The organism is Paradesulfitobacterium ferrireducens (assembly GCF_017310645.1).
GTDB classification, from domain to species: domain Bacteria; phylum Bacillota; class Desulfitobacteriia; order Desulfitobacteriales; family Desulfitobacteriaceae; genus Paradesulfitobacterium; species Paradesulfitobacterium ferrireducens.
In genome coordinates this window covers 306,161-325,739 of sequence record NZ_JAFLRH010000002.1, presented here as the reverse complement: position 1 = coordinate 325,739, position 19,579 = coordinate 306,161, and the positions used below count along the sequence as shown (strand labels likewise).

The 19,579-nt window shown below is 47.0% G+C and carries 15 protein-coding genes; all 15 read right to left on the bottom strand.

Going from position 1 to position 19,579, the window contains the following annotated elements; all coding sequences use genetic code 11:
* Positions 1-504: 504 nt before the first annotated feature.
* Positions 505-2,580 carry a sigma 54-interacting transcriptional regulator gene (locus J0X21_RS01535; RefSeq protein ID WP_328812016.1) on the bottom strand — a complete coding sequence of 692 codons (2,076 nt, stop codon included), beginning with the start codon at positions 2,578-2,580 and terminating at the stop codon, positions 505-507.
* Between the two features lie 193 nt (positions 2,581-2,773).
* The gene (locus tag J0X21_RS01530) at positions 2,774-3,667 is read right to left on the bottom strand and encodes an enoyl-CoA hydratase/isomerase family protein (RefSeq protein WP_206809341.1); all 894 of its coding nucleotides are present in this window, start codon (positions 3,665-3,667) and stop codon (positions 2,774-2,776) included.
* A gap of 94 nt (positions 3,668-3,761) precedes the next feature.
* A complete protein-coding gene (locus J0X21_RS01525) occupies positions 3,762-5,519 on the bottom strand; it encodes an acyl-CoA carboxylase subunit beta (RefSeq protein ID WP_206809334.1) in 1,758 nt (585 codons plus the stop codon).
* 250 nt (positions 5,520-5,769) lie between these two features.
* Positions 5,770-5,982, bottom strand: a complete 213-nt coding sequence (locus J0X21_RS01520) for a biotin/lipoyl-containing protein (RefSeq protein WP_206809324.1) — start codon at positions 5,980-5,982, stop codon at positions 5,770-5,772.
* A gap of 57 nt (positions 5,983-6,039) precedes the next feature.
* On the bottom strand, positions 6,040-7,161 hold the full coding sequence (locus tag J0X21_RS01515) for a sodium ion-translocating decarboxylase subunit beta (protein ID WP_206809322.1): 1,122 nt from the start codon (positions 7,159-7,161) through the stop codon (positions 6,040-6,042).
* Between the two features lie 41 nt (positions 7,162-7,202).
* Positions 7,203-7,355 (bottom strand): hypothetical protein, encoded by a 153-nt coding sequence (locus J0X21_RS01510; RefSeq protein ID WP_206809320.1) that lies wholly within the window; start codon positions 7,353-7,355, stop codon positions 7,203-7,205.
* Between the two features lie 416 nt (positions 7,356-7,771).
* Positions 7,772-9,223 carry an MFS transporter gene (locus J0X21_RS01505; RefSeq protein ID WP_206809318.1) on the bottom strand — a complete coding sequence of 484 codons (1,452 nt, stop codon included), beginning with the start codon at positions 9,221-9,223 and terminating at the stop codon, positions 7,772-7,774.
* A 120-nt stretch (positions 9,224-9,343) separates the two neighbouring features.
* Positions 9,344-11,083: a (2,3-dihydroxybenzoyl)adenylate synthase gene (locus tag J0X21_RS01500; protein ID WP_206809317.1), complete on the bottom strand. Its 1,740-nt coding sequence runs from the start codon at positions 11,081-11,083 to the stop codon at positions 9,344-9,346.
* Positions 11,084-11,400: 317 nt separating this feature from the next.
* The gene (locus J0X21_RS01495) at positions 11,401-13,221 is read right to left on the bottom strand and encodes a sigma 54-interacting transcriptional regulator (protein WP_206809306.1); all 1,821 of its coding nucleotides are present in this window, start codon (positions 13,219-13,221) and stop codon (positions 11,401-11,403) included.
* A gap of 6 nt (positions 13,222-13,227) precedes the next feature.
* Positions 13,228-13,719: an L-2-amino-thiazoline-4-carboxylic acid hydrolase gene (locus J0X21_RS01490; RefSeq protein WP_206809298.1), complete on the bottom strand. Its 492-nt coding sequence runs from the start codon at positions 13,717-13,719 to the stop codon at positions 13,228-13,230.
* A 135-nt stretch (positions 13,720-13,854) separates the two neighbouring features.
* Positions 13,855-14,457: an indolepyruvate oxidoreductase subunit beta gene (locus tag J0X21_RS01485; RefSeq protein ID WP_206809289.1), complete on the bottom strand. Its 603-nt coding sequence runs from the start codon at positions 14,455-14,457 to the stop codon at positions 13,855-13,857.
* On the bottom strand, positions 14,454-16,247 hold the full coding sequence (iorA, locus tag J0X21_RS01480; RefSeq protein ID WP_206809266.1) for an indolepyruvate ferredoxin oxidoreductase subunit alpha: 1,794 nt from the start codon (positions 16,245-16,247) through the stop codon (positions 14,454-14,456). Before iorA ends, J0X21_RS01485 begins: the two co-directional genes overlap by 4 nt.
* 40 nt (positions 16,248-16,287) lie before the next feature.
* Entirely contained in the window at positions 16,288-17,478 is a 1,191-nt protein-coding gene (locus J0X21_RS01475) for a CaiB/BaiF CoA transferase family protein (RefSeq protein WP_206809257.1), read from the bottom strand.
* Between the two features lie 131 nt (positions 17,479-17,609).
* On the bottom strand, positions 17,610-18,749 hold the full coding sequence (locus tag J0X21_RS01470) for an acyl-CoA dehydrogenase family protein (protein WP_206809255.1): 1,140 nt from the start codon (positions 18,747-18,749) through the stop codon (positions 17,610-17,612).
* Between the two features lie 78 nt (positions 18,750-18,827).
* A complete protein-coding gene (fabG, locus tag J0X21_RS01465) occupies positions 18,828-19,571 on the bottom strand; it encodes a 3-oxoacyl-ACP reductase FabG (protein WP_206809246.1) in 744 nt (247 codons plus the stop codon).
* Between the last annotated feature and the right edge of the window lie 8 nt (positions 19,572-19,579).

Genomic DNA, 19,579 nt, shown 5'->3' with positions numbered 1-19,579 from the left:
GGAGACCACTGGCTGTAAATCTCCGGATATTTGGCAAGGTTTTCGAGGATTTCCGTGCTGGGGGTGCCGGGGTAGGCGGCGGCGACGCGCACGCCGTACTCATAGGCACCGCGGGCAATGGCCTCGTTGCCGGTCATTAAGGTTTTCATTTCCCTTCTCTCCTCCACTTCATTATCTTTGTGTAAAACATCTCCAAACGGCAGGTGCATTTGAAAAACGTTTCGTCATACCTAATACATTATCATTCTTAAAGCAGAACTTGTCTTAGTACTACTTTAACACAAAAATCCTTTTAGATAATAATAACAAAAGATTCAGACATTATCATTTGGAATTGTTCTAACCGTTCATTTCGAAGTCCAGAGTGCGCAAAAACGCGTATGAACGGTTGATTCTGAGGATTGTAAAAATAATAAACGGAAATCTGAGATACAGTTGGTTTCAACCCACCGCGTCAGAAATCCGTTCATTTTCCTTTATAAATTAAAATTAGGTTTCCTCGCACTAAGTTTCCTTTAGTTTTTTTAATTTGCGTACAACCGTCGATTGGTTGACACCCAAGGCCTCGGCCGCTTTGACCGTGGTGCCGTATTTCTCCATGGCTAAGGAAACCAGCTGATGTTCAACTTCGTCAATTGCGTCTTTTAATGGAATGACTCCTGCCACTGAAACCATGCGTTCAGGATCTTGTTCCCTCTCATAGAGAACGAAGTTGACTTCCTTCGCTTTAATTACTTTACCTTCTGCCGTTACAACCAAGCGTTCAATAATATTGGCCATTTCCCTAACATTTCCCGGCCAACTGTAATTGAGCATGAGTTCAACACTATCTGATGCCAGCTCTTTTTCCAGGCTATAGCGTTTATTGTTTTGTTTCAGGAAGAAATGAATGAGCGGAATAATATCTTCTCTGCGCTCCCTGAGGGCCGGGATTTTGATCGGAACCACGTTGAGCCGGAAAAATAGGTCTTCCCGGAAAGTTCCTTTATCTACTAATTCTTTCAGGGGCTGACCGGTGCTGGCGATAATCCTTACATCCGCCGGAAGCGCTTGCTGCCCCTCATCCGGCACTAACTCCTTATCCTGCATAACCCTGAGCAGCCTTGATTGCAAGCTGAGGGGCATCTGTTCAATCTCTTCCAAGAAAAGAGTCCCCAGGTGGCCGCGCTCTAACAGACCGCTTTTCCTGCCGGAGCGGCTTTTTCCTCCAAACAATTCCTGCGCCAGCAATTCTTCCGGAACAGACCCGCAGTTTAATTTGAGGAAAGGGGAGCCTTTGCGTTCACTGTGCTGGTGCACAAAACGGGCGATTTCTTCTTTCCCTACCCCGTTTTCCCCGATAAGGACCACCGGAGAATCGACTTTGCTTACACGCTGGGCCAGTTCCAATACCTGTTCCATAGCCGGGGAGCGCACAATCAGATTAAACTCCGGATCAATGTTATTTTTCAGTTCCACGATTTCAGATTGATATTTCTGAGAAAGCTGCTTGCTTTCTTCTAAAGCTTCCCTAAGAATCAGAAGTTCACTCATATCCCGGATATTGATGACAATTTTGCTGATTTCCCCTTCTTCGTCCATGACCGGGTTGCCCGTAATCAGCAAGGAGTGATCAGCATAGGGCCTTTCCAGAATATTTGCCGGGCCAGACTCTTTTTTCACCATTTGAATGATATTATTGGCAAAAAGCCCCCGGTCCACGAGCTCGCGGAAATGCTTGCCTACCAATTCCGGAGCAGATAAGCCTAAAATCCGTTCCACCGCAGGATTGCAGCGCAAAATCTCCCCTTGATCATCGCAGATAATAATCCCGTCATAAGAGGAATCGACAATGGTTTTTAGCTGATCGTTTAAGTGGCGCACACTCCGCAATTCCTGCAGAGTCTTTTCAATCTCTGAAACATCCTGGAAAACTCCTACTGCACCGATGACTTCTCCGTTTTTAATAATGGGCGTCCGATTGGTAATATACTGGCGCCGGCCCACCTGAAATTTAACCCCGAAAGCGGGTACTCCGCTGCGAACCACTTCTAATAACCCCGTGGGAATAATGACATCTGTAAGGAACTTACCCACGGCTTCGGCCCGGGTGGAACGGGTAGGTTTCTCGGCAGCAGGGTTTAAGGAGGTAATGATTCCCTGTTTATTGATCGCTAAAATCCCGTTATGAGCTGAATCAAAAACGGCTTCGAGCTCCTGGCGTCTAAGCTCGGAATGCTGAAATAAGGCCAAACCCAACTGATATTTGGATATCACCCCGGTGATCTCATCCTGGCTGTTTAACACTGGATAGAGTTCAAACGGTAAATCCCAAACTTCCTCCACCAACGTCTCTTCCTTCACCGGGATAAAGCGGGTGGTAAGGTAATTCACCGCTTTGGCCTCAGGAGCTATCCCTTCCAAACCTTTCTCCAGGATTTGCTCCTTGCTCACCATCCCTTGTATATGCCCCTGTTCAGTCAAAAGAGGCAATCCGGGCACTTTCTTTTCTTTCATTAACGCCAGCGCATCTTCAATCGTATTGTGCGTATACAAACAGATGGTTAGACGTGTCATAACTTGGCCAACCTTTAAGTGCACGTGAATCCTCCCTTAATCAACCGAAAATTGGCACTCCGTATTCTTAGCCCTGCATAGGGAAACAATGCGCGCTGCAGCGTTTTACCTGCAACGCGCATAAACACTCAAGCAAGAATTGAGAAGTTTAACACTGAACTCGACTAACATTCAGCGGGGGTTGAATCCCCCTCTGAATGAAGTCTCGTTCAACTAGTTAGTTTCCGCGGAAATTTGGTTTGCGTTTCTCCTGCATCGCCGTTAAGGCTTCCTTATGATCAGCCATTTCCGTAACAATAGCCATGTGGGATGAAATAAGGTCAAGGGCTGTATGCAAATCCTGGGTACGCTGGGCCGAGTACACGGCTCTCTTAATCATCTGGACAGAAACCGGAGGGGATTCGGCAATTTTAAGCGCTGTCTCCAAGGTTGCCCGCTGTAAATCTTCATCCGGGACAACTTTATTGACTAAACCTAATCTTTCGGCTTCCGCCGCCGTAATAAAATCACCGGTCCACATCAGCTCCAGGGTCTTGGCCACCCCGACAATGCGCGGCATGTAGTAGGCACCGCCGTCACCCGGCACCAGACCTGCCTTGACATAACCGCTGGAAATTTTGGCACTCTCAGCGGCAATCCGGATATCGCACATCAAGGCCATATCCAAACCTGCCCCCACCGCGACTCCGTTGATCCCGCACACTACGGGCTTATCCATATTTTCAAGCGTTAGGGCAATTTTATGAATATATTCGGTTAAGGCTCGTTTACGGTCCAGCGCCAGGCTGCCCCAGGCATCCCCCTGCTCGTCATCGGCCATAAAGCCCTTGCCGCTTAACATGGTTTTGGTATCCCCGCCGGCGCAAAAAGCTTTGCCCCTGGCGGTTACCACAATGACCCGGATGGCAGGGTCATCTTGAGCATCCTGCAGCGCTTTGGCCCACCCCCTGATCATCGGGACGGAAAAGGCATTCAAGGCTTCCGGGCGGTTGAGGGTGATTTTAGCCAGATAACCCTCTTTCTCATAGAGTAAATGATTCTTGGCAACTTGGGTTATAACCTTCTCTGTGGTGCCTTTGAAGTTAGACTTCAAACAAGCTTGCCTTCCCATTCGGCATCTCCTCCAGTATTCTATTTAAGCTCATGCGCCACTTTGGGGGCAATTAACACTCTCTGCTTCATAATTTTTTCTTTATGAGTCTTAATTATCCTCTAATGATGCGGGGCAGAATCATTTGATGAACCGGGGTAATTGATTTCGGATTCTGGTAGTTGGCTGCAGTGAAGGCGACCACATAATTGCGCAAATCAGGCAGGGATACGATCTCATCCACAAAGCCACGTTTGGCGCAATACACCGGCCTAGACTTTTCTTCATAGTCTTTGACCATTTGGTTCATCTTTTCAATCACGGGCTCCAGATCCCGTCCGGCTTCCTGCTCTTTCACGAGGCGGCGGGCATAGGAAGCGGCGGCTGCGGTCTCTCCGTGCATGACGTAGATTTCCGTGAGCGGTGTGCCCAGGGTAAAGGCATTGTTTTCATTCGCTTGGGGGCCGCCCATGATATAGTGGGCTGCGGCTGAACCTTTTCTCAAGACCACGCACATCATGGAAAGATCGGTTTTTTCAATAGAGTAAATCAGGCTTTGTCCGAGAGCCAGGAGTTCGGCCTTCTCCGCCAAATCCCCGACATCGATACCGGTCGTGTCTTGAAGCCAGATAATCGGAAGGTTATCCCGGCCGCAGAAGGTGACGAATTCATTTTGCTTAATTAAACCTTGACGGTAATGCTTACCCCCAACTCCGGCATAAGCGCCTTCCGCATACTCCGGATATTTCGGGAAAATTCCCTGGCGGTTGCCGATAATCCCCACCGGGAAACCGTCAATCTTAGCCACCCCGGTGAACACTTCCGGCCCATAGTCCGGGCGGTACTCCATGAACTCACTGTTATCGACCAAACGCGCCACGACCTGCATCACGTCATAGGGGCGCTTTTGGTTGGCTGCGACAATGCGGTCAATTTCTTCCGGCGCATATTTGGGCGCTGCGGGCTCCGCAACCCGGAAGAACTTGGGATCATAGGCAGGCAGAGTCCGCATGTACTCTTTAATTCCGTCCAGAACCCCTTCTTCCGTATCATGAACTTCCCTGAAATAAGCGGTCTCATCAAAGTGGGTCTCAACCCGCCCCGGTGCTTTGGCTTTGAAACCTTTGGTCGCGTCAATCAACTGCTGGGCAGCTTCCGCGTCAAAGTATCCTTTAGGATTCATGCCGCCCACGATTCCGGCTCCACCGACAGCGATGTTGGCATCTTTATGGGCCAGAAGAATGGTCGGGCTGATTCCCTGGTAGCCTCCGCCGGCCGGGTTTGTGCCGTATATGGCGTTAAGAATCGGAACCCCCAGCTTATTGAGTTCAGCATGGCGGAAGAAGGTGGTGCCGCTGCCGCGGCGGCCGGCGTACACTTCCTCTTGCTCCATCAACTTAACCCCGCTGCAGTTAGTCAGCCAAACGAGCGGTACGTTCAATCTCTTAGCAATATCCGTAACCTTCAGAATGTTTTCAGCCTGGCCGGCAATCCAAGCACCGGCCATTACTTTATTATCAAAGCCGATGATGACCGCCCATTTTCCTTCGATTTTGCCCAGTCCGTCCACAACTCCGGTACATCCTTCCTCGTTGTCAACCGGATTATAAAGGGTATGGAGCGGCAGCCAAGTCCCGGGTTCTACCAAGTACTCAATCCGGTCATAAACGGTCATTTGCCCTTTCTGGCGAATGGTTTCGGCAGGCACTCCGGCGTTTTTGACCTGTTCAACCGCTTGAGCCACGATATCCTCTTGCTCTTTTATCAACTTAACGTTATCTTCACTGCGTCTGATTTCAGCCTCACTTAAAGCTTTGCCGATTTCCGGCATGGTCTCAAAGTACGGGCGTAACGGGGTTTGTTTTCTTGCCATTTTATTGACACTCCTCTCCTAATTGGAAAGCGCTCTTATGCAAAGTCATAAACTCTTTAGGGAAAAGCAAGGTTGAACGAGACTTCATTCAGAGGGGGATTCAACCCCCACTGAATGTTAGTCGAGTCCATACTGGACTTAACCGCCCTTTGGCACCCGCCGCCTATAGAGACGGGGGACTTAGGGCGGGTTAGTTCAGTGTTAAAAGGTGCCCCCACGGGCTATGTAGTTCACGCGGGGGCTTAAACAATTATTCAATAACCAACAGAACCTGGTCTTCGCTGACAGAGTCCCCTTCTTTCACCTTGATTTCTTTCACGGTGCCGCTATCAGAAGCATATATTGGGGTCTCCATTTTCATGGCTTCGAGAACGATAATCTCGTCATCCATTTGCACTTTGTCTCCGACATTTACATTGATTTTGAAAACTTTCCCCTCCATTGGAGCGTTAACACTGGCCATGTCATCACCTCCTCTCACAAACCCAAGTATACCCTATTGGGTATGGTTCATTGCAAGTTATTTTCCCAGGAAGGTAAGCATAACTGAAGCAGCAATCAAGGTTCCGATAACACCGGCAACATTCGGCCCCATGGCATGCATAATCAGGTAGTTCTGGCGGTTGGCTTCTGCCGCCACTTTGTGGGCCACTCGGGCAGCCATCGGGACGGCGGAAACTCCGGCGGCCCCGATTAGAGGATTGATCTTTTCTTTAAGGAAGAGATTCATCAGTTTAGCCAACAGGACTCCGGAAGCTGTGCTGACAGAGAACGCAATTAAGCCTAAGATGAAAATGAAAATAACCTGCGATTGCAAGAATACTTCAGCCGTCATGGTCGCCCCAACCGAGATTCCTAAGAAAATCGTGACAATGTTCATAAGCTCGTTCTGAGAAGCTTTAGTCAAGCGTTCAACCACTCCGGATTCCTTGAACAAATTCCCGAGCATGAACATGGCCATTAAGGCCGCAGAGGACGGTACGATCATCATAATAAGAACGGCAGTAACAACCGGGAAAACGATCTTTTCCATTTTGCTCACCGGACGCAGCTTCTTCATCACAATCTTGCGCTCAGCTTCCGTGGTCAAAAGCTTCATGATCGGAGGCTGCACAATCGGCACCATAGCCATGTAAGAGTATGCCGCCACTGCCACTGGGCCTAAGAGATAAGGCGCCAGATGTGATGCAAGATAAATCGTGGTGGGGCCGTCCGCACCGCCGATAATAGCGATTGAGGCAGCCTCATTCATATTAAAGCCAAACACTAACGCCACAAAGAATGTCACGTAAACACCTACCTGGGCACCACCTCCTAAGAGCAAAGTCTTCGGGTTCGCAATCACGGGACCGAAATCCGTCATGGCTCCCAAGCCCAGGAAGATGAGGGGGGGGATAATTTCCCATTCAACGCCATAGTGGTAAAAACGCCAGATAAGTCCGGTATTGGGTTCCATCAAAAAGGTTAAGGGCAAATTAACCACGAGAATTCCAAAAGAAATCGGCAGCAGCAATAACGGTTCATACTGTTTCTTAATCGCCAGATACATAAGTACAAAAGCAATCACCCACATGACCAGATTGCCCCAAGTCAGGTGGACAAAACCGCTGTTTACGATGAGATCTTCAAATACTTTGAACATATCTAGTTGACTCCTCCCTCACGCTTTAACAACTCATCTCATTAGACCTTAGTGGCCGTTTCTTTTTCCTTGCCCTCAATGGCCTTAATCACTTTAGATGTTAGCGTTACCGAAACTTGCAGTATCCCCATGACCAGCATAACTACAACCACACCGTTAATAAAAATTTGAACGGCCAAGCCCCAATCCGTCATTTAAATTCACTTCCTTTCCGAGCATTATTACGCTCAAGCTTGCTATGCATTTTCGCATAAACTTTGCTCTATTGCATTTTATCGTTCACTCTCTGTTGTTTAGTTTACAAGGTTTCGTTGAAAGATTCAGCATATTACTGGCGAGCGGTCGTATTTTCTCCTTTAAATGTAGATATTTTCTTTTGAACGGTTGTTCACGGAGATTAAGTACTTTGTCGAACTTTCTTGGTCATTGTGCATTATTGCATAAACCATAGATATATTTATTCTAAAGTCCTATGATAAATCCTTCTTTATGGGCAATAAATGTTAACATGTTAACACATTATGCAATAATGCATATTTAATGCTGTGAAAAATCAAGCCCGCAGGCGCTTACACCTGCGGGCTCACTCTCCTAATGGCAAAGTCAAGAACTAGCGCGATGTCTCAACCGCCGTCTGAGAAACGGCCGGAGCATCACCGGCTAGAGCTAGCTTCTCATTAATCATCTCCAAACCTTCTCCCTTAACATTGATCTTATACAGCAAAACTAAGACTGCACAGAGAAAGGCAGGGATTGAGAAAATTAAGAAGTACTGGCCAAAGCTGAAATTGCCCATTTGAATCATGCCTCCCAGGAGCGGTCCGATAATCGACCCGAGGCGACCAATCGTTAAGGCCCAGCCAACCCCGCTTGACCGGACTTGCGTCGGATAGATTTCCCCGGTGATCACGTGCTGCGCAATCTGAGTGCCGATAATAAATACTCCGGTCGCCGTACCTGCCAGCAAGAGGACCAAGTTCGAGCTGGCGAAGGCAAATACCCATAAGGCCAGCCCTCCCAGGAAGTAGAACAAGCTCAAACCCGCTTTGCGGCCAAATTTGTCCATCACCCAGCCCAGGAGGAAACCGCCGGCCGTGGCTCCCAGGGACTGGAGCATGCCATAGCTGTAGCTCTTTACTAAAGAGAAACCTGATTTAACTAATAAGGAAGGAAGCCAGCTGGACAGGCCATAGATTACCAGCAAATTAAAGAAGTAAGTTAACCACACTAAAACCGTCATCCATCTGAGCCCGGGGCCAAACAGGACTCTTAAACCGCCTCGTTTTGACACTACACCCACTGCTTGGGACCCTTTCCCGGCTTTGCCGGCTGTACCCGCTGCCGGGGCATTGTCCATAAAATCCTGTTCCTGCCAGTTGTGCGGGGTGGCCCCAGCCATTCTCTCAATCTTCCGCATGTTGGCAATTGCTTCCCGGTAGCGCCCTTTATGGCTGAGAAAACGGACAGATTCCGGCAGATACAAGCCGATGACCGGGATTAAGAGAACGGGAACCAACCCGATCAGGAGCAAGGGTCTCCAGCCAAAAGATGGGATAATCAGCATGGCCAGCAGTCCGGCGACTGCCCATCCCAGAGTAAATCCTCCAAACATGCCGGTGACGGCTTTGGCCCGGATTTTTGCCGGGGCGAACTCTGACACCAACGTGATCGCGATCGGCATGGCTCCCCCCATGCCTAAACCGGCCATAAAACGCAGCGCAACGAAGACTTTGAAATTGGGGGCAAAGAAAGTTAAGCCGCTGAACAAAGAGAAAATTCCAATGGACAGCATCAAACTTTTTTTACGTCCGATCCGGTCGGAGATCATGCCAAACCCGGCCGCCCCAATCATTAGCCCCATGAAACCATAGGATGCCAGTGATCCGGCGACTACCGGACTTAGTTTCCATTCTCCAAGCACCTTAGGCATAATATAAGCGATGACCTGAGAATCATACCCGTCGAAAATGAGTGCGGACGCAGTAATGAGCAAGAGCAATGCATGAAAACGGTTAAACTTTTGGTTATCAAACCATTGAGTAGCTTTAATGCTTTGGGACATAAGTTCCCCTCCAATCTTCTTGGCTGAATATTTACGTCCCCTCATACCTTTTTCCAACAAATTATCTCTATCTTCAGGCTCAATCTTTAGGTTCGATCTTGAAGCTTCGAAGCCCGCATCTCAGCCCGTCATCTTAGATTCCTGTTCCAACTTAGCCGTAATATCTTCCCGCAAGACCCTTCTCAGGATTTTCCCGGCTGGGCTCAACGGAAATTCCTGTACGATTTCCAATCTTTCCGGCAGCTTAAACTTGGCGATATTTTGTCCTTTTAAGAATTCAATCAGTTCCTGGAAGGTAATTTTTTCTCCCGCCTTCGGCATCACATAGGCACAGGCTCTTTCTCCGAACACTTCATCCGGCATGGCAATCAAAGCGACATTATGCACTTTCGGATGGCGCAGGATTAAGCCTTCCACTTCATCACAGCTGATTTTTTCCCCGCCCCGGTTGATGAGGTCATTTTTGCGCCCTTCGGTAAAAATATAGCGCCCTTGTTTGCGGACAATGTCTCCCATGCGGTAGAATCCGTCGGCGGTGAACGACTTCTTATTCGTTTCCGGGAGATTGTAGTAACCGCGAATGGTATACGGCCCCCGGCAAATAAGCTCTCCGCTTTCCCCATCCGGCACTTCCTGGCCGTCATGGTCCACGACCTTAATCTCATCATCCGGACAGATGGGCGCACCGGAGCTGTTGAGCAAGAGATCCTCCTCATCATCCAGGCGTGTAAGATTCAGGAGTCCTTCCGCCGTCCCAAACACCTCTTGCGGGATACAATCGAATTTCTCGATTAGCCTTCTTCTTAGTTCCGGGGCCAACCTTGCTCCGCCGTTTTGCACGACTTGCAGGGATTCAAGATTATACAGCTCCGGCACCGGGGAATTGACCCAGCGCGCAATCAAGGGAACGGCCGCCGGAATGATGGTCACCTTTTCTTTTTCTACTAATGAAAAGACATTATCGGCATCCATATCCGGCGCAATCACCACTTTGCCGCCATTGGCCAAAGCAGCCAGCAGTCCGGGAGAACCCAGGGAATAATTGTGGCCCAGCGGCAGCACGGCCAGCAATACCGTTTGCTCGCTCATGCCGGCCACCCGCCCGCTTTGCTTAAAGTTGTACACATAATCATTATGGGTGCGCGGAATTAGCTTGGAGAGCGCCGTCGTCCCCCCGGACAAAAGCATGAGCGCAACCTCCATTGGGTCAGGTCTGAACTGAGACAGGTAGCCCGGCTCATACCTTGCTTCAATAGCCTGAGCCAGTAAGTCATTCAGATAGATGATCCCATCCGTCATTGTCCCGGATTTTGCGGCTTCTGGTTTTACGGCTCCCAATTTTGCCGCCTCTGTTTGTGCCGCTCCTGTTTGTGTCTCACTTTTTTCCCCGGCCACAAAGATGTACTTTAAGCTTTCGGTCTCCGCTTTCATCTCTTCCGCCATGGCCAGGTAATTAAACTTGCGGTATTCTCCGGCAATAAAATACCCTACGGCTCCAGAGCTTTTCAGGAAATGCCGGATTTCCGCCTGGCGGTGCGGCGCCAAAGCCATTACCGGAATCACGCCGATTTTCACCAAGGCCAGGAAGGTGTAGATAAATTCCGGAGAATTGGGGAGCTGGAGCACCACCCGATCCTGCGGCTTGAGCCCAATCTCCAGGAAATGAAGAGCCAAGCGGTCAACCTTCTGCCCCAACTCTTTATAGGTGAGGCGCAAATCTCCATACACCAGAACTTCTTTGTCCCCATACTCGGCGATGCTGGCATCCACCACATCCGCAATGGTTAAATCCTCCCAGTACCCTTTCTCCTTATAGTACCGAACCAACTCCTGGGGCCACGGGGTAAATCCTTCCAACATCAAATCTCCTCCTTTTTCGGTATTGCAGTAATATATTATACATTCCTAATCTTCTGTAAATTGCAAAAACAGTGCCTGCTTAAGGCACTGTTTTAACGCAATCACACATCTTATTCATATAAATTCTTATTAGTTTCTATTAATGGATTAAGGGTATCTTAACACCGCTGAACGGTTTGTTTTTATCCTTTACCGGAAAGAGACTTCATGATTTCAGGTGCACCATCAACGGCGGTTTGTTCTTGTTTGTTATTGCTTGCCTTTGACTATTCTCACACTGGAAACTTTGGTTACCGGATGCCGCGAATTTTGGATACCTAAATTTCCGAATGGAACGAATCGTTTCCAAGTTGCAGGCTGTATTTTTTGAGCTTTTTCAGCACTGCTGTATGGGAAATGCCCAAGGCTTGGCCGATGCGGTGCGAGTCTTTATACTTTTTCAAAGCCTGGGACAGCAATTGAATTTCCATCTGAGCCACAGCGTCCTTCAGTTTAGGCAGCTCCGGCAGAGGCAGAGGTTGGGACCGGGAAACGGATGATTTATAGCGTGAGACGGGTGATTCATCAGGAAGTGTTGAGAAACGGACAAATGATGCCGTAGATGAGGGAGGACTCAAACGCTCATCCTTGGTCAGCAAAACCAGCCTTTCCAACGTATTGGCCAGTTCGCGTATGTTTCCGGGCCAGTGATATTCCGTAAAGCTTCGGACTAATTCAGGAGCAACCGTTTTCCGGGTACCGTATTTATGATTAAATTTCTCGACGAAAAAATCAATCAGCAAGGGAATATCTTCTGATCTTTGGCGTAAAGGCGGGATGGTCAGGGGCACCACGTTAAGGCGGTAAAACAGATCCTCCCGGAAGAGGCGCTCGTTTACCATCGTGCTCAGGTCTTTATTGCTGACCACGATTAAGCGCACATTAACGTGAATATACTTGGTCCCGCCCAGCCTCATAAACTCGCGGTCCTGGAGCACCCGCAAAAACTTGCCCTGTAATTCCAAGGGCAAATCCTCAATCTCATCCAGAAAGAGGGTACCATCCTGGGCCAATTCAAATAATCCCGGTTTCCCTTCACTGTTGGCCCCGGTAAACGCCCCTTTGCTGTACCCAAAAAGCTCAGACTCCAGCAAATGCCCCGGAAGCGCACTGCAATTTACTTTAATAAAAGCTCCTTTTCTCTGGCTCCAGAGATGAATCAGTTTCGCAAACACTTCCTTGCCCACGCCGGATTCTCCCTGAACCAGGACGGTGACATCACTGGCAGCCACGCGGCGGATTAAGTCAAGCAGCCTGAACATTTCCGGATTTTGCGTAATCAAACCGTGCGAACGCAATTCTTCTTCCAATAGTTTATTAAACTGGGAGCGCAGCTGATCGCTGAGTTGACGCGACTCATCCAGCTCTTGCTCCAGCTTGGCCAGATCAGACAGGTCGCGCACATTGGTTACGACCCGGATCACATTCCCGTCATCGTCAAACACCGGGGTAGCACTCACGATCACCTTTTTCCCGGTCTTGATTTTCTGAATCCCTGTGACTAATTTTTTCCCGATCCTGGCCCTTGCGGCTACCGCCTCATAGGAGAAAATCTCTTTTTCATAGAGGGAATCGATTTTCTGGCCCAAGAAATGTTCCCGGGTCAAATCGGTAACCCTTAGCAGCGCCTGATTGATCTTAAGGACATTTCCTTCACCGTCGGTGATAATAATCCCATCGTAAGAAGATGCAATAATTCCTTCCAGTTCCTTGTTGACCTTCTGATATGATTCCAGCTTGGAGGAAATTTCTTCAAGCTCAGTGACATCCTGAAAAACCGTAATCGCCCCAACGACTTCCTGTCCCCATTCCCCATCGGCAAAAACCGGGGTCCGGTTCACCACATAAGTCTTGCCTTTATAAGAGAATTGTTGGCCATATTCCCCGCGCCCGCTGTGAATGATCTGAAACAATTTGGTTTCCGGCACTAAACGGTCAATAGGTGTCCCGACCACTTCCGGGCCGGCTTCTAGAATTTTGCGGGCAGCCGCATTGCACACGATAACCTTCCCGGCAGCATCGACTACGATAATACCACTGTGAATATGTTCAAAAAGTGCTAAGACTTGTTTTAGGGATAAGGAAGGTTCGGGCATCATTCTTCCTCAACTCCGTTTCGAATAGCGTCTGACGCAAGCGCTGTCTCCGGCCGCCAGGCAGCTCTCCGTCACGACATTCAGATTCGGAGACACAACTTTTACCGCCGTGCCAAACCAATGGTCACACCCGGCCTGGCATTCTCCCGGAGCTCCATAAGACTTAAAGGAATCAATCCAGGGACAGGCATCGTGGATGAGCAGGTAATCATTCCCGTCAGCCTCCATGCGCGCCTGTTCCCCCATGACCTCGCTTGCCCTCAGCATGGCTTTAACCACCTGCTCCAGGTTTTCCGTATCCCGGCCCCGCTTCAGGTAGCTCTCTCCGGTGCCTTGGCCGACTAATTCCCAAAAGCGAAGAATCAGGCCTTCCGCTTCCTCTTTGCCGTATTTTTCTTCCACAACCTGGCGCCAGCGGTGAAAGAAATCGTGGGCAATAAAAATCATGGAGCGCCAGTCTTTTTCCAGGCGTTTGTAGGCATCTTCGGAATTAAGAGACATCTCGTTCCCTCCCCAAAAATAATTATAGACTATTTGTACAATTCAGTCTACAGTCTAATCCCGCGTTCGGCATAAACTAAACGAAATTTTAACCGCTTTCCCAGCAAAATAATTTATCCAAAGTCCACATGAAGTTTAATGCGTCGCCCAAGTTTGTTCAGTAATGGATTTTGCGCCTAAATGGAGTGCTTTGATATTCATCTCAATATAATGTTCGGGAAGTACCTTGCGAATGGTATTTTCAAGATCGTTTAATGAAATGTCAAGAACGCCGCCCGCTGCTGCAACACCCAAAAGGGACAAATTGACTACCTTGTTGCTGCCACATAAGCGGCAGATCGTATCGGTGTCAACTACTATTAGATTCTCAACGTGATCTTTCAAATAAGACATCATTTCCATCCCGTTATAATTTGAGCCGGAAAAAGCTGAGGTGACCGGTATGATGGCTCTTTTACTGACAATAACCATACTGTCTTTTTTCAAATATGGAAGGGCTCTCACAGCTTCGGCAGGTTCAAATCCAATGACCAAATCAGCAGCTTGGAGAGGAATTAAAGGAGAATAAATTTCGCTACCTATGCGTATATGACTTACTACACTTCCTCCACGTTGCGCCATACCGATGGTTTCTGTTGTTAGTGCCTGTTTGCCTTTATCCATGGCCGCCTGGGCTATCAATTTTGAAGCCAGAATAGTACCCTGACCTCCCACACCCACTAAAATACAGTTTTTCATTGTTCTGGACCCCCGATCGCACCAAATGGACAAACTTGGGAACAAATGGAGCAACCATTACACAACGTGGAATCAATGGTTACTTGTTCGTTCTCTATAACAATGGCCGGGCAGCCTAGTTCTTTGATACAGTGTTCACAGTTTGTACATTTCTCCGTATATACCTTGTAAGCGGGAGCAGGTTTTACAATTTGTATACATGGAGCTTCAAATATAATTGCTGAAACGCCCTTAATATCTGCCATCTTTGTAACAGCTTTTTGCGCCTTTGCTAAATCAAAGGGATTTATCCTTTCAATATGTTTGACTCCAATAGCAGAAAGAATATTGTAAATACTAATTTTCTGTGAAATACTGCCCATCATGGTTTGCCCGGTGCCTGGATTGGGCTGGTTACCTGTCATGGCGGTTGTTGAATTATCAAGAACCGCTAACACAATGTCCGTCTCATTCGTTACGGCGTTGATCACTCCGGAAATACCTGTATGGAAAAAGGTTGAGTCTCCGATAAATGCAAAGTTTACACCATCAGGCTCCACTCTGTGGATACCCTGGGCGATTGTCACCCCGGCACCCATGCAAAGACAAGTATCCACCATCTCAAGAGGTTTGGCATTGCCTAGAGTGTAACATCCTATGTCTCCTGAAAACACAGCCTTTCTGCCCTTCATAGCTCTTTTCACCGCATAGAAGGAAGCACGATGAGGACATCCTGCACACAAGACAGGATCGCGGTCGGGAAGAGTTATTGAAATTTCTTTAGTTTCTGATTGGGAATAAGGAAGACTTAAAAAGTTGCGGACTGCTTCCGTTACAGATTTTACTGTGTTTTCACCCGCCCATGGCATATCTTCCGTTAATTTGCCTTTTATTTTTACAGGAAGCTGATACTTTCCGCATAGATAAATCAGCTCTTTTTCAAGATAAGGAGAAAGTTCTTCGATAACTAGGACTTCATCTAAATCCTTGAGGAACTCCAAAGCTAGCTTTTCTGGGAAAGGATAAGGAGTGGCAACCTTCATGAGCTTACCTGTTCCATTTAGAGAGGAAAGTGCTTCCTTTGTATAGGCATAGCTGACACCACCAGTGGCAATTCCCTTTTTGCCATGTCCGGTAACCTTATTATAGGAATAAGAAAAAAAATCCTCTGCAATGACAGGATTGCGTTTTTCTATTTTCATATGGCTCTCATACGATAAACGAGGGAAAATCACCCATTTAGAATCTTTGATAAAGCCTTCAGCCTTGATTACACGGCGGGAGTCATTTACAGTTATGGATGCATTCGCATGGCACACTCTTGTAGTCGGGCGAAACAACACAGGGGTATTGTATTTTTCTGAATAGTCAAAGGCATCTTCAATCATCCGATATGCCTCTTCGGGGGAAGATGGATCAAACACCGGAATTTTAGAAAAAATCCCAAATTGTCTGGTATCTTGTTCTGTCTGAGACGAAATAGGTCCCGGATCATCGGCAACCACAACCACCATACCGCCTTTGACTCCAATATAGGCAAGGCTCATGATAGGATCTGAAGCCACATTTAAACCTACCTGTTTCATGGTGACCATTGTTCTTATTCCTGCGTAGGTAGCGCCTGCGGCTACTTCCATAGCCGATTTTTCATTTACCGACCATTCTACGTAAATATTACCCGGATTGCGTTTCGCCACGGTCTCCAAGATTTCAGTAGACGGTGTTCCGGGATATCCGGTAACAACACCAACTCCCGCGTGTATGGCACCCAAGGCTATCGCTTGGTTTCCCATCAATAATTCTTGTTTCATTTTCAAAACCTCAAATTTCTGAATCTTGAAATTTCAATGATTAACTGATAACATTCGTTTCCCTCAACTCTTTAATTTCCTCTGCGGAATAACCTAAGAACTTCATCATTACCTCTTCGTTGTGTTCGCCTAATCTTGGAGGAAAATGAACCATTCCTTTCCCTGAAGGCTGAGCAACCGGATCAATCGGAAGAGTTATTTCATACCCGGAGACAGGGTCTTTTGCCCGACTCATACTCTTTCTCATGTCAGGATCAGCCATTATTTCATTTAAGGTAGCCACTTTAGCCACAGGGATGCCGCTATCTTTACAAATCTTTATTACCTGTTCAGTCTTCATGGAACTGGTTATGCTTCTTAAAATCATTTCCAGTCTTTCAATGTCCTCAATTCGGCCCTTATTCGTTGAATATTCTTGTTTGTTCAATTCGGCAAATTCATGATTAGCAACAAATAAGGCCCACTGACGGTCATTTCCAGCAGCAATAATTACATAACCATCCTCGGTAGGATACGTGTTGACCGGAGCAAAAAGCCGGTGCCGGTTTCCGTTTCTGCCTGCAGGCTCACCGAACTCAAAATTAGTTATCTTTGTAGAAAGTAACGCTGCCGCACACTGAAACATAGAAATATCAATTCTGCTTCCTTTACCGGTTATTGCTCTCTTATACAAGGCCTCCATAATAGCGGAATATGCCTGATTTCCGGCTTCGAGATCAGCAATTGGCACACCCGTCATTAATGGGTCTCGATCAGGCTCACCCGTCACATCCATAATCCCTGCCATAGCCTGAATTATTGGATCATAGGCTGGTTCAGACTTTTCAGGCCCAAATCCGGATAAACCAACCCAAATGATATCCGGCTTGATTGAAGATAATATTTCGTAAGAAATGCCTAGTTTTGAGTAATTTTTGGGAAGCTGGTTGGTGCAAAAAATGTCAACCGACATTTTTTCAACTATTTCCCTAAGAAGCTTTTGTCCTCGTTCATCGGCCAAGTTAAGTGACACCGATTGCTTTCCGGCATTAACGCAAAGGAATTGCGAGTTCATTGCTTGCTCATCGCCTAGCGGGAAACCTACGTAACGGTTTGGATCCCCTTGTAAAGCTTCGATCCGGGTCACACTCGCACCTTTTAAGGCCAGTCTGTAAGTACAATAGGGCATTGATAAGGCCTGCTCCAGACTGATCACGGTGAGTCCTTTTAATAATTCCCTATTTTCTTGCATGTCTTTACCCCCAACGATCATGAAACTTTGATTCACTGAGCGTTTCCGAGATGATATTCATTCTAAAGTACTAAAAAGAAAGCTGGGTGACACAAATCACTCCAGTTTTCTTTTTAGATTCCTACATTTAATTAACGCAACAAATCTTTAGCAATGACAACCCTCTGAATTTGGTTTGTACCTTCATAAATCTGCATTATTTTGGCATCACGCATATACTTTTCTACCGGGTAATCTCTTGTATAGCCATAGCCGCCAAAGATCTGAACTGCATCTGTGGTTACTTCCATCGCAATATCGGCAGCGTAGCATTTACTCATGGCTGATTCTTTCGTATAAGGTAAACCTTTAGCCATTAAATAGCCTGCTTTATATACGAGGAGGCGCGCTGTTTCCACTTTCATCGCCATATCAGCCAACATCATCTGTACAGCCTGTTGCTGTCCTATGGGTTTGCCAAATTGAACACGTTCTTTGGCGTAATTTACGGATGCTTCCAAAGCTGCCTGCGCTACTCCTAAAGCCATCGCTCCTGTGGTTGGCCGTGCTTTATTCAAGGTTTCCATAGAAAGCTTAAAACCTGAACCTTCATCTCCCAACAGGTTTTCAACCGGTACTTCAACATCTTCGAAGATTACTTCACAAGTAATTGAAGCGCGCAAACCCATTTTCTTTTCATGGCGTCCTATCGTAACCCCTGGTGTATTGCGCTCAACTACTATTGCACTCATTGTATTATGGCCTTTTGAATTTGTACCGGTTTGACAAAAAACCGTAAGAAAGTTAGCGACATTCGCACTGGTGATAAATTGCTTACGTCCATTGATAATATATTTATTCCCGTCTTTGCGGGCTACGGTTGAAAGGCTTGCCACATCTGAGCCCGCTCCAGGTTCCGTTAAACAGAAAGAAGCATATTTACCCTCTTCAGCTATTGGACGTAAAAATCGCTGTTTCTGTTCTTCATTGCCTCCGATCAGAATGGGATAAGTCGCTAATGAATTACAGGATGAACTGGTTGCTACCGCCGCACATCCCCGGGCAATTTCTTCCGTGATAATTAAAGCCGTCAGCGGATCAATTCCTGAACCACCATATTCTTCCGGTATATTTAGATTGGTAAATCCCTGCTCGTAGATTTTCTTCATTATTTCGTAAGGATATTCCTCTTTTGCATCCAATTCTTCAACAAAAGGCTTAACTTCTTTCTCCACAAATTTTCGGACTGTATCTCTAAACATGACTTGTTCTTCATTCAATGAAAAATCCATTAACTCCGCCTCCTTGAATAATAAATTTAGATCTTAGGAAAATCATTCTTCTGTGGAAAGTACACTTGACCTTTCCTTTTATATTCCAACCGATATTCCACCATCAACAAAAATAACTTGACCGGTGATATATGAAGCTTCTTCACTGGCAAGAAAAGCATGAACATTCGCAATATCCTCAGGCATCGCCATACGTTTTAACGGAATGGTACTGATGATTTTTTCCAAAGCTTCCGGGGGCATATTAGCGGTCATGGGGGTTTTTGTTGCTCCAGGGGAAACTGCATTCACATTAATGTTATAACGGGAATACTCAAGAGCGAGCGTATAAGTCAATCCCATAACCCCCGCTTTAGATGCTGCATAATTTGCTTGACCGGGGTTACCCAAGGCTCCGATGGAGGCCGTACTGACGATTTTGCCGTATTTCTTTTCGCTCATAGGACCAAAAACTGCCTGAGCGCAGAGAAACGTTCCTTTTAAGTTAACATCGATAACTTGATCCCATTGCTCTTCTGACATCTTTTTAGCAAGTGCGTCCCTGGTTATTCCTGCATTGTTTATTAAGATATCGATTTGCCCGTAAGTAGATATGATTTTATCTACCATCGCTTCAACTTCAATTTTAGATGTTACACTGCCTTCAACTAATAAACCTTGTCCTCCAGACGCTTCAATCTCTTTGAGGATTTTAGCTGCGTTCTCTACAGCTACATCGTTTAAGACTACCTTAGCACCTTCACTGGCAAAACGCTTGGCGGTTGCTGCACCAATTCCTCCACCAGCCCCTGTAACAAAAGCCACCCGATCTTTAAAACGCATAGTTTTCT